The 18,073-nt window shown below is 66.9% G+C and carries 1 protein-coding gene (running past one end of the window); it reads right to left on the reverse strand.

Annotated features, from left to right (window positions below):
- Nucleotides 1-18,060: the 5' end (the start) of an alpha/beta hydrolase gene (locus OIE68_RS20840; protein WP_327101027.1), read on the reverse strand. It extends 25,947 nt beyond the left edge of the window; 18,060 of the gene's 44,007 nt are visible here — the first part of the coding sequence; its start codon is at nucleotides 18,058-18,060; the stop codon falls past the left edge of the window.
- Nucleotides 18,061-18,073 lie beyond the last annotated feature (13 nt).

Consider the following 18,073-nt stretch of genomic DNA (forward strand, 5'->3'; position numbering starts at 1 on the left):
CGCGACCACGTCGTCAACCGAGGCCCGGACCTCGCCCGCCACCACCAAGCGGCCGTCGACGACTCCGACGCCGAACCGACTGCCGGCCGTCTCGATCACCCGCAACGGCATATCCGCTGTGGACGTGGACGCTTCGTAAGCCTTCCCGGTCAGCACGCCGTGCGCGCGACCGTCCGCGCCGACAAGCCCCTTCTCGCCCTCCAACACCCGCCACGGCGACTCGCCGCGAATGGTGAACGTGACGGCATCGTACAGCTCACCCACCAGGAACAGTGGATCGTCGGCGGACGCTCCGATGTGTCTCAGCAACCGGACTACGTGCGCCGGCAGCACCGTGTCGAATTCTTCGAAACTGGCTTGGCCGTGCACGGCAGTGTAGGTCAATTCCGCACCGTCAAAGGTGATCTCGTACGAGACCCCCCGCATCATCGTCACGACGACATGCACGCCGTTGTCGTCGCGGCGCGGCGTCACGGTGGCTATCGGTGCACCGTCGGCGCCGAAGGCAATGTCGTCGGAATGCGGCGCCATCGGATCGACCAGCGCGGCCCGGACGATATCCGTCACGGTGTCGATGACATCGCCGTCGACCTTCCAGCCGCGCAACAAGTCCCCGGTCCGCTGCACCTGCGCGCGGATCGATGACGCCGGCGGTGCGTCGCTGACGTCCTGACCGGTCCGATCCTCTTGCTCATCCGTCCCCTCCGCATCGCTTGGCGCCATACCGAACCGAGTGACCAGTTCAATCTCCTTGTCCGTAGCAAGGAATGGCACTTCATCGGGACGTATCTCCCCGGTTTTCGGGTCGGGGACCATGCCGTAGGCCACGACACCCGTTGATTTCACCGGTCGTGCCGGGGCTTCGGCGTCATCGAACACACGCCAGCGCTGTTGATCCGGGTCGTACATCCACACGTTGTCGCCGCGCGCGAAAGCTCCGTGTACAGCACCGATTTCGGCCGGGCCGCCACCCTGCTCCGCGACTCGTCTCGCCACTATTTCCGGATCATTGCTGAGTAGGAACATGTGCCCGTCGAGTGGACCATCGCCGTACTGCTCCGCGACCAGCACTGTCCTCGGCTCGTCGAGATCGGCCAGTGCACGCCGGACCGCGAATCGATCGGTGACCTTGTGGAGTTTCTTTCCCCTCAGCGCACCCTGGTACGCATGTTCGGGATCAGTGTTGACCAAATCCTCGGGATGCGCGCCTGCCTGGGGACCCTGGCCCGGCTCCGAACCAGTGGCGTCCGTCGCCCCGCCCACCGGCACGGCGCCGACGATCTCGGAGCCGTGGATTGCCCGCAACTCACCGATGGTGAACAGTGCGCAGTCGGCGAGATACCACTGCTCGAGCGCCCGATCGGCCGAACCCCAATCCCGGCTCTCGTCCGGAACCCATTCCCGCCCATCCGGCGACAGGGTGAACATTCGGGTCCGCGTGAAATCGTCGGCGAAGGTTGTTTCCCGCTTCTCCTTGCCAATGACCGTCAGATTAACTGTGCCATCGGCGGAAACCCGCACCGTGACTTCGGGTTCGCGGCTTCCTTTCTCACGTTCGCGACGGAGCGCACGCGCAAGTTCGCGCCGCACGGCGTCCGTCACTTCCCGTGGTTGTCCCGCCAACGCGACCTCGCGCAACAGGGTGTCCGCGAGGCCGATCGGATCGTCCAGATCCCACCGCACCCGCCACGACATCCGGGGCACGTCGCCTTCACGCGACTCGAGATCCAACCACGGCTGCCCGCTGCCGTCCCAGGCGGTCATCCGTACGCCGCTGTCCTGGATCGGGGTTACCATCGACTTGCCCCCTCGGGCGGCAAGCGAATGCCGGACTGCCGACAACATCGTCACCACATCGAATCCGGGAATCCGATCCCATTTCCAGCGGGACAACAGCCACGCGAAGTTGCTGTTGTCTGCTGCGTCTTGCAGCGAGGCAACACGCAGTCGGCCGGACTCCAACTCCGCCCGCTCGCTAGGACGCACGTCGTGAGCTACCAGGAGCGAGTTGTGATAGCGCATCGCACGATCCAGCCGATGCGAACAATCCGTGTTCTCCAGCGTCTCCGCCAAACGAGTCACCTGCTCGGACAGCAGAGTGATCTCTCCGGCCAGCCTTTCCATCTCGGCGGTGGCCTCGCCGGCGATCGGCACGGCCAGGCCACTCGATCGCAAGTAGGCCAACAGCATGGCGAAGGAGTCGGTGACACGAGCTATGTTGCGGCCGACGGCATCACCGGCCTCGAGATCGGTGATCGCGGCCAGCGCGTCGCGGAGCTCGGCGAGTTGCGCCAGGTCCACCCGCCCCTCGGCGATCCCGTCGAACTCCCCAGCGACCCGGTCCAATTCGGGCGCCACCCCGTCCGGCAGACGGTAGCGGAAGGTATATCTGAAGCCCCCGTCGTTCCCGGAGTTGTCGGCCGGAAGCCTCTCGACCTCCGCGCCGCTTTCCATCACGATGGGTAGCCGGTCCGACCGCGCCAGGTCGGCCGGGAAACGACGGTCGACTTCGACCTCCAGCGCGGGGCCGTGCTCGGTGTCAACCACGCGCAGGGCGCCGGTCAGCTTCTCATCGGGCCCGATCTGCTCCACTAGATTCCGTAACTGGCGCTCAGCCATGATCACGCCCGTGCCCGACCTCGAGCCCCTCGGCACCATCTCCTCGACGAGTGTGTGCAGGGCCCAGCTCGCAAAGGCGTTGCCGTCCCGAGAGAACCCGACTTGGGCCAGGACGCCGTGCTCGTCGTACTCACACCACAGCGGGAAATCTTCTTCGGCATTGTCATTTCGCAGCGTCAGCCCCCCACCGGCCGTACACACCACCGACACGTCGCCCTTGTACAGCATGTGCATGAACACACGCTCGCTACCGGACCACTCGCCCGTCAGGGCGCTGTCCTCCGCTTCTCGCCATCGCCACAGCGCCGCCGGGTCGCTGGTCTCTCTCACCAGCCATCGCCACTGTTCTTGCGCTGCTAGATCCCAATCGGCGAACCCGACACCCGGAAGATGGCTCCATTCGACCGCCACCGGACCAGCTGCCGATATCGACCATTCGCAGTAGGACTCACCATCCGCCCCCTCGACTCGGACGCCCCACACCACCACCGGTTTCCCGTCATCGCCGGCGAGCACGGACTTCTCGAGCCGCACCTTGCCGCCCTCGACCCGCAGGAAGCGCCCGACACCCTCGGCAAACCTTTCGGCCGCAGGAAAATCGAAACCTACTGTGCCGCCGACAATCCCGATGACATCGCCGACCGCCGTCGCAATGACGTTCCCGTCCTCGAAGGCATTCGCGTCATCCGCGGTCACCTCACCTTCCCACCACAGCCGGCCGTCCTCCTCGACGTAATCCAGCACTGGTTTCCACGGATACCGTGTGGTGCCTGCCCCCTCATCGGGTACCTCGTCCAGCGACTGCCGCCGCAGCGGATCACCCTGGTCCGTATACGAATTGAGCGCCTCCCTCAGACGCTGACTCCAATACGTCGCACCGAGCTCCACGAATCCTCGCCACAGATCCCGCATTCGCAAGACCTGGCGCCGCTCGGCATTGCCGCTGCGCAGTTCCTCCAGCCACTCGTCGATCTCCAGCCGAGCGGAACGCGGCGAATCGCCGGTATCCGGTGCTGCCTCCCAGGCAACAATCCACTGGCCCTCGTACCGCGTCAGCGCGTCCACCAATCGCTGCGCGAATCGAATCCGATCGGCCCCGCCCTCCTGCACCAGCCGCATCACTTCCAGCAGCGCGTGCGCGATCGTGGGCTGCGCGGCCGACCCACCGCTCAACTCCTCCAGCAATCTCGACGGCAGCCACTCGTCGCCGACGCCGCCGAATTCGTGGCCACCAGACCCCGAGGCGGCGTCGCCCGGCATCTCGCCGTCTCCCGTCGAGGGAGTGCCTCCCGATCCGATGTGGCCCAGCCCGAACACCTGCGTGCCGCCGCGCTGATGCTGGGTGAGCGCCGCGCGCATCGCCTCCTCGCTCTTCCACTGCCGCTTCTCGCGCTCGGCCGCCGCAGCACGCTGCTCTTCCAGGTAGCCCGTCAGCACCTGGTACATGACCCGCTCGCCGTCGGTGACGTTCTCGATCCCAAGGTGGCGTACTGCCGCGTACGACGACAACGCTGCCGTGTACAGGTTGAGCTGATTGTTCGTGACGTAGCTGCCGGAGCTGAACTGGCGGCGCTCCCAATCCGTGTAGTGGCCCACCTCGTCGTCCGGCAGATCGCGATGGTGCGCACGCAGCGCACCGACGATTCGCTCGTAGAACACATCCGGTCCGGCGGCGCCCAAACCGTTGCGCCACAACAACCCACCCATCTGATAGACGGCGGCGCCATACACTGGGCGGTCGGCCGGACCCCGGTAATAGCCTGCGGCGACACCCGCACGCCACCGGTCGGCGAAGCCGTCCGGGTCGACGGCGACCGCATCGTTCAACATGAGCGAGCTCGTGCCGCCGATATAGCCGATCCCGGCTTCCTGCAGGGTCAGTGACGGGTTGGCCGCCTGCTCGTCGAGCACCGCGGACGCCAGCTCCCGCAGCGTATCCAGCGCAGTGCCGTCCTCGTACAGCAATTCGATGCCATGCTCGGCCAGGATCTCCGCTATCCGTTCCGCGTCGGCGTTCGCCAGGCCCCACCGGTCGGCCCTCCGTTCGTGCGCGGTGCCCGGCGTATCCGGTATGTGCTCGGGGTTTTCGCTCTGCTGAATGTCCCAACCGGACCGGACCCACCACTCCCAGTCGCCCTGGGAGGTATCGGGCTGATACTGCGGTTCCTCGGCCCCCGTCACACGTTGGAACGGACTGTTGTCCGCTTCGGCCTGCCGGGCCGCTGCGAGTGCCGCGTCGTCGATTTCGTCGGCGTCCGGCACCTCGGCCCCAAACCGATCATCGCGTCCGTGCGAATCCGGGGTGCCCGATGCGAACGGGTCGCCGACATCCCGCGGTGGGCCCTCGGAGTGGGCGTCACCACGGTGCGAACCCGTGGAACCGATCTCCGGCGGCAACTTCCGGGGCGGCCAGGGCTCGCCGGGTCGCCATTTCGGCCACTGCCGCGCACCACCCGGAGCATCACCCGGTTCGGATGACATACCCGAAACAGCTTCAGTGTGTTCGTAAGACTCCTCGGCACCGGTGGCCGGGTCCGTGAATTGCACGGACAGCATTCGCTCGCCCGGTGATCCGGTCGCCCGCATCGTCGCCACCATGCTGTGGGCGCCACGACCCTGTGCCTGCGTGGCAGTGTGATGCAACCAACGTCCCGCAGCATCCGGTTCCGGATGCTGCCAGCTCTCGGTGAGCACTACGGGGATTTGTGAGATCACCAGCGGCGCCCACAAATCGGAGGCGCCCGCACCGATCTCCGTGCCGATGCTCCACTCCCGGTCCCCGGCACTGCCCGACACTTCGATAATCGCTGTCGCCGCGCCGGACTGATCCTTGACAACGACACGCAACACCTCGTGGTCGGCGTACGCATCGACCGATCCCGGGCCCAGCTGTACCACAATGTCGACGAATTGCGCGACAATGCCCGCGACATCACCGAAGCCGCCCGCGGACGCCTCGAACCACCCAGCCAGCCCATCGCTGTCGGCGAGGGTGCCCGACCACCGCTTATCCGATGCCCACATTGCAGCACGAAGAGAGTTGTTCAGCTCGGCCGCGTAGTCTCCGTCCCCGCGCCGACGCCGTTCCCGATGAATCTCGGACAGAACGTCCCGAGCCCGCGAATCCGCATCGCGATACTCCGCATCCAGCGAATCGCCGCCGTCCCGCAACTCGGCGATCAACCCATGAACCCGCTCGGCCAGATCCGACCCATCGGTATCCGGCAGCGGACCATCCACCTCCACCGGCTGCGCCCGGTTCTCTCCGGAAACAGCCGGCGACTCATTCGCCGATGCAGTGCCTCCACCACCGCCCGACGCAGCCCCCGCACGTCCTCCCCTCGACCCGTCAGCGTCCGCCGAGCCCGGGGTTTCGTCCGGTTCGTCATCGATGTCGGGTGGCCGTGCACCGTAGATATCCCACAGGAACTGGCGGATGTCCTGCACCCGCCGCCACTGTCCCGCCACGTCGAGCGGTTCCCCGTTGGGCCCGACCTTGTTCGCCGCGTCCTCGAGCAGCTTCAAGTGCCGGGCGCTTGGTGAGAGCCCCTGCCGCAGCGACTGCTCGATCACGTATGCGCGCAACCGCTCGATCAGCTCGACGGACTGCGCCTCCCAGACACGCTCGGCTTCCGCCGCCTCGCGGTCGGCGTCTGCCGCCTCGATCGCGGATTCCAGTGCGATCTCGACGAATTCGTCGTCCCCGACCGAATAGAACGAGTCGCCCAAGTCGTCGGTCACGTCCGGCCCGTCGGCGAACTCGGCCGGACAGACGACATCCACCTCTGTGGCGGTGTCGCTCAGATCATCGGCACGCTCGTGCACGACCGGTGAACCCCACACACCGAGCAGAACCAGCTCGTCGGGTGTCGGCAGCCCCATCTCCGCGCACTTGTCACTGCCCAGCCCATCGGCCACGGTCTCGACGGCCTCGGCACCGTCGGCAACCACCACCAACCGCAGCCTCGTCTCACCGTCCTGCGCGGGCAACGCGTGGGCCAGCAACCAGGCGAGCTCGGAGGCATCGACACCGACAGCCGCCACCATCGCCACTCGGCCACCGACGCCGGTCTCCCGTATCCGCGCGAGCAGATCGATGGCGCCGTCCGCCTCCGCTGTCGGCGAATCAGGTTGTCCCGCACCGAGATACACAACGACGGTATCCGCGTCCTCCAGATTCTCCGTGGCATAGAGCTGGGACTCCTGCGGATCATCGAGCTCGAAGTACGGCTCCAAGCCCGCATCCTCCAGCGCGGACTCGATGGAATCGCCGGTAGCTCGCCCGCGCGTCGGTGTCGACTTCGATCCGGGATCACTGTTCGCACCGGGATCGTTCGTGTTCCCGTCCACCGGCAGCGGGAACGGACCATCCACGTCCGGCGACGATCCGGTGACGGGTCCCTCCGCGATGGCCTGCCGCTCGTCCAAGGCTGTCTGCAAGGCAGTGCGCAGCCCGCCGACGGCCGCCTCACTCTGGCGCCCGAGTTCCTGTACCAGCTGCTGGGCCCTGTACAGGTGCTCGGACTCGGCCTCGCCGTGGCGTAGCACCTCGATCAGGTCGTAGCACTCCACTCCGAGTTCGATGAAATGGTGCCAGAAATCCTGGCCGGGACCGTTGAGCCGGTCGAGCATCCGACGCGCCAGCGCGACAGTCTCGCTGGACGCCTCGCCTCTCATCAACTGTTCCAGAACGAGTGCCGGCCTCTCGTCCGCATCCTCAGGCAGGGTTTCGACCGGGACCGGGTCGCTGTCCTCGGGCGGAGGGAGCTGTGCGGTTTGTTCGACGGCGTCGGTCTCGTCGGCCTCCTCCGACGTCGGTTCCGCGGCGACGGGTGCTTGCGATCCACGCTCCGTCACCGGAGGCGGCACGGGATCGGTTGGTTCATCAACCGGCGGCGTGGTCGGCGATTCCGAAACATCCTGCCGCGCAGGGATGCTCGTCAGATCATCGACCCGCTTCCGAAGTTGCCGCGCCGCCTCAGCGGCACTGCGCCACTCATGAAACGACCGCACACGATCCGACACATCGACTGCCCCGGAACGCAGTTGATCCGGGTCCCGCACACCCACCTTCGTCGCGAGGCTCCGCATCCGGTCCTCGGCACGCGCCAATGCCCCACGCAGGTCATCGATTTCGGGTGAATCACCGGCCGCCACCCGCGCCGACAACTCGTCGACCTCGTCGACCGCATTCGCCAAATCCAGCAGCCGCCCCCGATACCGCTTATGGAATTTGGTGGCAGCCTGATCCCGAATACGCCGCTGCTCCTTCAGCTCACGCTTCAGCTGTTCCAGTGTGTCGTACGAGTCGTCAGACTCCCCCGGATACACGGACAGACCGCCAGCACGCGCATCGGTTTCGCCGATCTCGGACTGGGGCCCAGCGGCCTGCTGCGCCGCAACCGGGACCGCGCCGCGAGGTGACGGGCCGGTCGCGACGTCATTGCCACCGAACCGTGCCTGCAGGTCGCGCTCGATCTGCCGGAGGCGTTCCAGCCGTTCCAGTCCGGTCGGCGAGCGACCGTCTGTTTCACTGTTGGCTCGCTGGATTTCCCCGTCGAGGTATGCGCGCGCTTCCGCACGCTGAGATTCCTCCGGGACGGCACTGTCGAGATACGTGTACAGCTGCTCGGTGCGGGTGTCCGCCGTTGCCGAGGCGATCTGGTCTTGGATCGCTTTGCCTTGGGCGGCAAGGTCGCTGATCACCTTCAGCTGTGCCAGCCGATCGAGCAAATCGTGCATGGCCCGACCCGGCTGATCGGGGTAGGAGCGATGGAGCTGGGCTGCCAATTCGGCATACTCATCCCACAGGCGCTCCCGTTCTTCTCGACTGAGCTGCGCCGCACGTTCGTCGTACTCGTCATTCCGACGCGCGTGCTCTTTTCGTGAGAGCTGCGCCGCCCTTTCCTCGTACTCATCACGCCGACGCACCAGCTCCCGCAGCCGCTCCCGCTCGGCTTGGTGCGCCTCGAGATCCTCGAGCAACTGCCGCCGACGCCGCTGCCGCTCCTCCCGCGCAGTCCGCAAGCGCTCGCGCTGCGCATCCACATCGCCCGGACCCAGCATCTCCCCCACGGACGGCAGATTGGCAGGGTCGAGCCCACCGAGCTCACCTGTGATCCTGGCAATCTCGGCATCCTCCCCGCCGATGCGCTCGGCCAGCGCCATCTTCGAGAGCTGATACGGCAACGGAGCGGTCTCGGGCCGACCCAGATCCGGCGGCTCGAGCAACAGTTCATCCGCCAGTTCGTCCCATTTAGCTCGCGCCTGCGCCCGCTGTTGCCGCAATTCGCTGATCTGCGTGCGCCAATCGGCTGCCTGCGCACGCAATTCGTGCGGATCCGATTCCTGCTCGGCCGACAGTCCGGCGCTGCGCTGCTCCGCAGTCTGTGCTTCCGCCCGCTCCAGCCTGGCTTCCGAGCGTTCGAGCTCGGCTTCCAACTGTTGGAGCTCGGCGTCGGCACGCTCGACCGCCTCCGCGGCGGCAAACAGCTCCGATATCCGCTCGGCATCCACCTCGGCCCCCGATGTCGGTGTCGCCGCCAGTTTCTGGGGCGCCAACGCCTCCACCACGTCCTGGATGGTCTGGTGTAGCCGGCGCAGCGCGTCCACGTTGTCGGGAGCCTCGTAATGGGCCGTGGCATCATCAGGCCGCCCGCCCGGCCCGACCAGTTCCCATTCCTGGCTACTGGAATTCCACCGTTCGACAACCGGTTCCGTCTCGCCCATCCGAACCCGGCGCCGTTCGACTGGAAAACCGTTGGGAGACTTTGCTTTCCGCTGCTCCGCGTCCCCGGAGCGCGCGTCGATCAGCCGTAGCGCTTTCTCGGTGGATGCATCGACGAACGGATCCTCCTCCACGCCTTCCGGAGTGATGATGACGACCTGGCCGCCGACCGTGGCCTGTTGCGTGGGCACGGTCCGGCCATCCCGCAGGGTCTTGGTTCCGTACACGACCCGGTCCCCGAGTACCACGCCGTACTCCCCGAACGGGACCCCGCCCAGCTGCCGCCGATATTCCTGCGCCGCCACCTTCAGTTTTTCGGCGATAGCCGCGTCGTACTCCGCCAGTACCTCGGCGACGTCCGCGCGCACCGATTCCGGCAGGTCGTCTCGCTCGGCCACGGCACGGGCCTGCTCCACGAGTTCCGCGCGGGTCATCCGCTCCGGATACTCGACCAGCCCTTCCAAGGCGTGCACGAGGGGCTGGAGATCCCGCTTCGCCTCCCGCTCTGTGTCTTCCCGCTGAGCGGTTGTCTGCATCACCTGTTTCAGGCGACCGTACATCCACTCCATAAACTCGAGCGTCTCGAAAGCGGTTGGCGCGTCACCGCTCCGGGTGAAGGCGGCCACATTCGAATCCATCGCGGCGAGCTGCTGCTGGAGCATCCGCCGCAGACCGGGCCGCTGTTCCCTGCTGAAATTTCGGCCGATGTGCTGCCAGAGGCCGTTGGTCAGCTCCTCTGTCTTTTTGCGGGCGTTGTTGGCGAGACGGTTGCGTTCCCGGTCGATATCGCCGATGGCGGCGCACACATCGCGCAACGCCCGCGCTCGCTCCAGCAGATCGGCATTCCAGCCCGCCGGTTCGCCGGACTCGTCGGTGTGCAGCAGCCCCGCACGCTCGAGTTGCGCAATCAAGGCAATTCGCCGGGCTCGCAACGCATCCCGGTGCAGGCGCGGATACTCCAGCTCCGAACGCAACTGGAACTGCTCGACCTGGATCGCGGCACGACGTGCCTGCAGCACGGTCCGGCGGGCCTCGAGTACGGCGCGTTTCGCGTCGATGTCCCACATCGCCAGGTCCAGCGCCTCGAGGTCGGACTCGATCCGCGCGAGTTCCTCGTCGACGCGGTCGATCTCGGTCTGCGGCGTGCCGGGCTCCGACCGCAGCCGTTTCCGCTCCGCCAGTGCCGCGGCGTAACGCGCCTCCAGCTCGGCACGTTTCGTCTCGAGATCACCCTCCGCGACGCCCAGTGGTGTCAGATCGGATTCGATCTGCCCGAGTTCGGCGGCGTTCTGCTCGAGTTCCTCGTCGAGACGCTCCGTCTCGGTCTCGAGGCGCTCGGCCTCGGCCTCGGCGTCGGCGATTTTCGCTTCGAGGGCGGCAAGTTCCTTGTCCACCCGGCCCAATTCGTCCACCGCATCGGTGAGCACCGTTGCCGCGGAGCCTCGTTCCCGGTGCGCGGCCAGGCGGTCACGGTCGGCCTGCCGGTCGACCCCGTGCTGACGCACTGTCTCGAGCTGCTCGCTCAGCTGATCCCGAGTCGACTCGAGGTCGGCGCGCATCGCTTGCAGCACAATGCGTTTCATCGCATCGACGGGGCTCTGCCGCTCCTCCGGACCGAGCTGCTCGAGTTCGTCTTCTATCTGCGCGAGCTGGGCATCGAGACGGTCGATCTCGGTCTCGAGATTCGCGATCTTCGTGTCGATGGTGGCCAGGTTGCGGTCCAGGTCGGCGATGTCGTCGGCTATCGCCGCCCAGGCGGCCGTCGCATTGGCCTGGTCGATATCGGCGTCAGACGCCGCCCCTAGATCCGGCAGATATTCCGCGATCGCGTCGCGCACGGCACACAGGGTTCGCCGCTGCCGCTCCAGCTGGGAATCCTTGCTGCCCAGCATCCTCGCGTAACTGCCGCGGACCTGCGGCCGGGAGCGGCGGTGCGGTACCGGCGGCTCGGAGACCCAGGCGCCGTCATGCCACCACAGGGTCGTCACTGTGCCGTCGGATTCGACGATGTGCCGCTCGACCAGCACCCTCTGCTCCTGCAGGGCACGCAACATGTCGGCATCGAGGACGGGGCTGCCCGTCGCCTCGGTGGTGACGAACACCAAACGGTTGTCGACCACCTGCCCCCAGGTGCCGAGCGGTGTGCCACCTACCCGGCGGCGTTCGGCGCGGGCGGCGGCGGCCAGCCGCCGCTTTTCCTTCTCGACCTCGGCGTCATGCAGTTCGAGCAGCTCCGTCAGTTCCTGCCAGGCGGGGTTGTCGGGCTGCTGTGGCTCGGGGTTGGCAAGCGCTTTGCGGGCCGCGGCCAGCACGCGCTGCGGGGTCGGCTCATCCGGTAGTTCGACACCCAGCTTCCCGAGTGCACTGGCCACGTCCTCCCAGTTCTTGGTTGGATCTTTTTTGCGCTTCCCTGGCCAGGGATTCTCCGCCGGGCCGCGCAACGTGCCCGCTGCCGCACGCTCGGCTGCCTCCGCGTCGGGGGCGGTGTCGCCGAGCCGTTGGAGCTCCTTCCGGCCCTGCTGAAGACGCCGCAGCCGGCGAATCTCGGCCGCCGCCAGGTCGCCGTCGGACTGCGATGCCTTGTCGCTGGTCGAGTCGGCGGATGCGGGGTCCGGCGCGCCACCCCGCTTGCGCTGATCGGGCCCATCCGCCGTAACACCGGGGGCACTGTCCGACACGCCGGAGCCGTCCGCGGTCCCGCTCGGCGCCTCCGAAACACTCTGCGCGTCCTGGCTTTTCAGCAGATTGATCTGCTTGCGAAGATGCCGCGCCTGCGAGGCGGCACTGCGCCACGAGTGAAACAATCGCACCTTGTCCGACACATCACCTGCCCCGGAACGCAATTGATCCGGGTCCACACCCACCTTTGCCGCGAACACCCGCATCCGGCGCTCGGCACGCTCCAATTCCCCGCGCAGATCACCGGCTTCCGGTGAATCACCGTCATCGGAAGCCGCCAGGCGCGCCGACAGGCTGTCGGCCTCGTCGATCGCTTGCGCCAACGTCAGCAGCAACTTCGGATTATCGAACTCGGCAGCCGCCTTGTCTCGAATCCTCCGCTGGGCCTTCTGCCGATGCCGCAGATGTTCCAGCGGCCCATCGCCCGCCGTGTCCGACGATTCTCGCCGTATCTTGTCGAGCGCCGCGCGAATCTTGTCGTTCTCGCGGTCGGTCCGGTTCTCCGCCTGCTGGTCGACCTGGTCTTGCAGCTCTTGATCGAGTTTGCCAGCCTCTGCGATCGCGGCGGCGGCGATCTCGTCGAACGACCGGCCGAGGTGGGGATACAGTGTCCGCGCCGCCCGCAATTGCGCCGAGCGCTGCGGCAGCCGATCGGTCGCCGCTTGCGTAGCGGCGGCCGAGATGGCGTCGCGGTCGCTCCGCGCCGACAGTTGCTCACCCCGAAGCGCGTTGCGGCGGGTCTCGGCCTGTTCCCGCCGGGTACGCTCAGCGTCGGCGTCGGCCTGACATTGTTCCCGTTCGGCTCGTCGGCTCTCGAGTTCGGCTTGCGCCTCCGCCTTGCGCGCGGCGCGCTCGGCCGCCAGCTGGGCGGCCAGAGACTGGATGAATGCTCGAGTCTCGACATCGTCACGCCGCAGCAGCGACTGATCGCCCTCGGCCGCAGTGTCAGGCTCCGAGGGCTGCTGCGCGGCCTGCTGCCGTGCGTGGATCTCGGCGATTTCGCTTGCGAGCCGGCGAATCTCATCGTCCAGGGACCCAAGCCGATCATCGAGCGTACCGATTTTCCGGTCGAGGGAACCGATCTCGCGATCCAGCGCGCGAATCTCGGTGTCGAGCACGGCAATTCGTGCGCCCAGCGCGGCGGCGCGCTCCAGTGCCTCGCTGGGCAGCAGCCCGCCCGACCACACGTCCGATCCCTCGGCGATCAGCCCCAGCCCTTCGGCCCGCGCGCACCAGCGCTGCCACGCCATCGCTCGTTCCCTGCGCAAGTCGGCGATCTGCTGGCGCGCTGCCTGGACATCGGCCTCCCACTGGGGCCGATCGGCGTCATCGACATCTGCGCCGTCCTGTTCGAGCCGGGCGAGCAGATCGGTAAGCTGCTCGAGCTCCGAATTGATGCGACCGACTTCGTCCTCAGCCTCGAGCAGAGCCGAAATCTGTTGCATCAGTGACGCATCGATCTGCGTCGAGGTGGTGCCGAGCGCCTGAGCGACCAGGACTTCCAGCACGATCCGCCGGGCGTAGTCGTCCAGCAGCTTACCGGTGGAATCCTGATCCGCCGGGGCGAAATCCGGTTGTCCCGGTTTCCACTTCCCGTTTTCCCACCACTCGAGGATCGGCAGACCGGTGTCGTCGACCGACGCACGCCACTGCTCGACGGGCACGCCGTGCTCGGCGATGGCTTGCAGCGCAGCCTCATCCAGTACCGGATCGTCGACACCGGCCGGAACGATGCGGATCAGCTTGCCGCCGACGATCCGCCCCCACGGGCCCGCTGCCACACCACCGATCTGCCGCAGCGCATCCCGTGCCGCGACCTTGGTGGTGCCTGCGACCAGTTTGTCGTACTCGTCGAGCGCCTCCTCCAAGTGCTGCTTGTCGTACTGGGTAAGCCGAAGACCTGTCGGATTCTTATTGGACTCAGTAGCGACACCTGGTGTGCCGCTATCGCTTTCGGTCGCTTGGGGACCGTTCTCGGCAGCCTCGGCTCGAGGACCGTCGGCCTCGGCACCGCTGGGCTTGGAGGTATCGGTCTCGGCGCTGCCGGATTTGGCGGTATCGCCCTCGTCGGTGTCGGACTTCGCACCGCCGCTTACCGCGCCGGCGGACACCACAGTCCCGACCGCTGTGGAGCCGGCCTCGGCGCTGTCGTCCTCCGCAGAATCGGATTCCGAACTGTCACCTACCGCACCAGCGGGCTCCCCCGAGCCGGTCTCCACCGAATCGGGCTCATCCTCCGCACCACCGAGTTGGGCATCATCGGTCTCGACAATGCCGAGTTCGGAGTTGGGAGCGGACTCCCCGCCACCGAGCTCGACAGCGTCGGTCTCCTCAGCGCCGAGCTGGGTGCTCCCGGAGCCGTCGGGATCGGCACCATCCGGCTTCTGAGCGCCCGAAACAGCCGTATCGGACTGTCCCCCACGCATTTCCATCCAGAATGCGTGAGAGCTGTTCGCCCACTGCCGCAGCCGATCCCGCAGAATGCCGATCTCACGGCCGATCGGCGCCTCGACGGTTCCCGAATCCAGCCGCTGGAACCGGATTTCGGCCCCCAGCTCGCCACCCCGGCTCACTGTCACCTTGACCCGCCCGGTCGTGCCGTCCGCGGCAGTGACCGCCAGCGACACCGCCACCTGGTCGTCTCCGGTGGACACGTGCTCCACGGAGACCTGGGCACCGTCGCTGCCACCGGCGAAGAACTCGGCGGCGAGCAGACCGCGGGCGATCAATTCCTCGGGCGACGGCTGACCGTCGGTCTCGTCCCAGACCGTCCGGATATTGTCGGCGGCGGCCCGCTGCCCGAGTGCGGCGCGCGTAATCCGTGCCAAATCCTCGGCGGTCAGTCCGGCCAGCTCGTCTTCGTCGTCGGCGATATTCCCGACACCTATGAGCAGCCGGCGCCGGATCGAGGGCACACCGACCTTCGCACCCTCAGTGGGCTTCTCCGGTATCTCGAACCACAGCAGGTTGCGCCACCCGGATTTGGTGCTGTCGGGAACCCCGTTCTCGCGGATCTCCCAGTAGTCGGCGTGCTGATCGATCGCCGGTGCCTTCCGACCACCGTCGCCGTCCTCGGCCGAAATGTACCCGGGCATTTCGGTTCCCAGGTCGAACACATGGCAGCGCAGGCGCCGGTCGCCGGTCTCGGGGTCGGTCACCACCTCCGCCTCCAGCCGCACTTCGCGGCCCGACTCGGCGGCGCCCCGAATCGCCTGCTCCACCGCGTCTTTGGCGTGTTGGGCCTGCGTCGGCGACCAGTCCGAGGTCATCAGGTCGACGCACCGCAGGGCCAGGGAGATACCGGATTCCGTGTCGTCGACCGGCGTCGTCAGCCCGAATGCGGTGAACCCGAGGTCATCGGGTTCCACGGGGCGGCCGAGCATGTCGGAAGCGTCGTTTTCCAGCCAGTCGAGGTAGCCGGCTTCCACCTCGAACACGCCGAATTCCCGGCCGATCGGGGAAATATCGGCCGCCGAGTTCTTGCTGGCCCGGCGCTCGGTGAACCATTCGGCCAGCCATTGCTGCTGTTGCTTCTCCTGCCATGCGGCAAGCTGGGTTGCCAGCTTGTCCACCGCCCGATCCCCGCCCGGCTGTGCCTCCATGTGAACCGGGGTAGGCGGGTCACCATCCGGCATCGCCGCTGTGACGATCTCCTGCAGCTCATCCGGGGTCATCGGCGCAACCGGATGCTGCGGCGCGTCAGGGTTCTGCGGCGCAACCGGGCTCAGGTAGCTCGCCATCGCGGACTCACCGGCCGCCTGCAGTTCGTCCAGGGTGCCGGGCTCCCCGTAACCGACCGCCGAGTGGGGGATGTCCCGGTGCCGTCCGATTCCGGACTCGACGCCGGGTCCGGCCACAGCGCTGGACCGCTCCGCCGCACCGACCCACCCGTACGCCCCGGGGGATCCGGCCGCCGCCACGGCGCCCGCCCTACCAGATCCCGGACTTCGCACGAATCCCGGTGCGGGAATCGCGAATTGGAACGTGACCTGGTTGCATCCGTCGGCCGCCGGCTCGATCCGCCAGGCGTGCGCGAACTCCCGCACCAGCGGGATCGCACGCCGCTGGTAGCCGTCGTCGGCACTCAGTCGCGGATCCTGGCGGCCGTCGACCACCCGCACCTCGATCGTCCCGTTCGCCAGCGGTGTCGCCTGCACCCGCGCATCCGGGCCGGCGCGCCGCACCGCGTCCTGAACCGTCTCGAGCACCGTCCGACGGAACAGCTCGATCTGGTTCTCGTAGACCTCCAGCTGCTGTTGCTGCACCGGTGTCAGGTTGGCGCGCACCGCATCGGGAACGTTGCCCACCAGTCCCATCACCTTGGATACGGCCTGGTTGACCGCAATGTCCTGACCGCCCGATGCGCCCAGCACCAGGGCAGCGGGGTTCGACTTGCGGATCTTATTGAGCTGACGTTTCGTCGGATCCGCGAAGATACCGGGACCGACAACCGTCGAAACCGCCGGGCCCGCACCGGTTCCGGCCACCCGCGCCGCAGCGGGGGACGTTGTGTCGGCAACGGAACCGTCCGATGACAGCGCCTCGTCGAGGGCCTGTTCGAGCTGTTCCAGCCGGGCCAGTCGCTGAGATTCGGTGAGCGCCCTGCCATCCAGCGACCGGCCGATGTCGCTCATCGTCTCACCGATCAGCCGATGTGCCGCCGCACGCTGCACCGACGCACGCTGCACATTGTCATCGGCGAAGTGATTGTCCACCATCGCATGCAGCCGCGAGGAGAGACGGTCGGCCTTCGCCTGCACCTCGGCCGTGTCGACCTCCGGACGCTCCGACAGCCCGGCCAGCGTGTGCTGCTTGTCCAGGCGGTCATGGAGATTCGTCTCCACATCCTCCAGCAGCGCCAGCCGTTCCCGCGGCTCTATCTCGCTGGCATTGTCCCCACTGCGCATCGTGGCGCGCGCATCCACCCGCCGCACCGCCTCGTCCACGGCCCGATGCGCTGCGGCGCGTTCGGCGTCCGGTGCGGAACGCAGGCGCATGTCGACATCACTGTGCAGCTTCCGAGCGAGCACATCACCGCGGGCGCGAGCCTCGTCCTCGCTCATCCACGGCTTGTAGCGCTGCATCTCCTCGATCGGCTGACCGGAGTAGTCACGACCACCGAAGAAAATGCTCTCCAACGAGCTCGAAAAGACGTTGCCGACCCACTCCTCCGGGCTGGTGCGCCAATCACCGGTAGTGACACCAGTAAGCACATAGGCTGTGGCTTGACCTGCTAGTCCGGCACCACCACCGATGATGATGCCTGTGGCCTGGCTACCCGAAAAAGGAATCTTGCCCAACCGGGTGTATCCCGGTAGACCGGTTGGGACTTCGAACGTCTTGAAGGGAAGATCGGTCTGAAACAGCCTGCGGTACAAGGCGTGCCCGGCAAGACCACCGGCCATGCCGGCGAGGAAAGCGATCCACTGCCCTGAGGTGAAGGACTCGAGTTTGGTTTCATGCTCGGGCCGGAGACTGTTCACCACTCCCTCGGAAATACCCGCGTCGACAAGCCCCTGAGCAACCTCCGTGAAACCTTCCTGAACACCTTCGTACAGGAAATTCTTCAGGATCGAGACGCCAACCGGATGACTCTTTGCGAGTGGCTTGAGAAGCCATGCGATGATCCGCTCCAGCCCTGCACCCAATTTCTGGAAGAATTGCTGCGCGTTCCTGATGATAGCGACTTCGGCAAACCACCCTGCGGGCCCATACGTCTTCGCCCAGGCCAGCTCAGCAACGGTCCAGACCAGCGCCATCTCGGCCTGAACCTTCATCTGGGCCAGGCTGTCACCGAATTCGTCGTAGGTCGTCGCAAGCAGCCGGAGCTGCTCGGCCAGATCGCCTTCACCCGCCTGAAGCTGGCGCAGCGCGTCATCGATCGCGGTGGCGCCCTCCCCCTCGTGGGCACCCTGATGCGTCGACCGGGCCATGTCGAGGTCGACACACAGCTGGCCGCTCTCGACCTCGTCGGCGAGGTCGCGCAATTCGTCCGCTAGCCCCCAGATCCCGTCTTCGTCACCTTCGGGAACCACCCCTCCGGTGATC

Source organism: Nocardia vinacea, from assembly GCF_035920345.1.
Lineage (GTDB): Bacteria > Actinomycetota > Actinomycetes > Mycobacteriales > Mycobacteriaceae > Nocardia > Nocardia vinacea_A.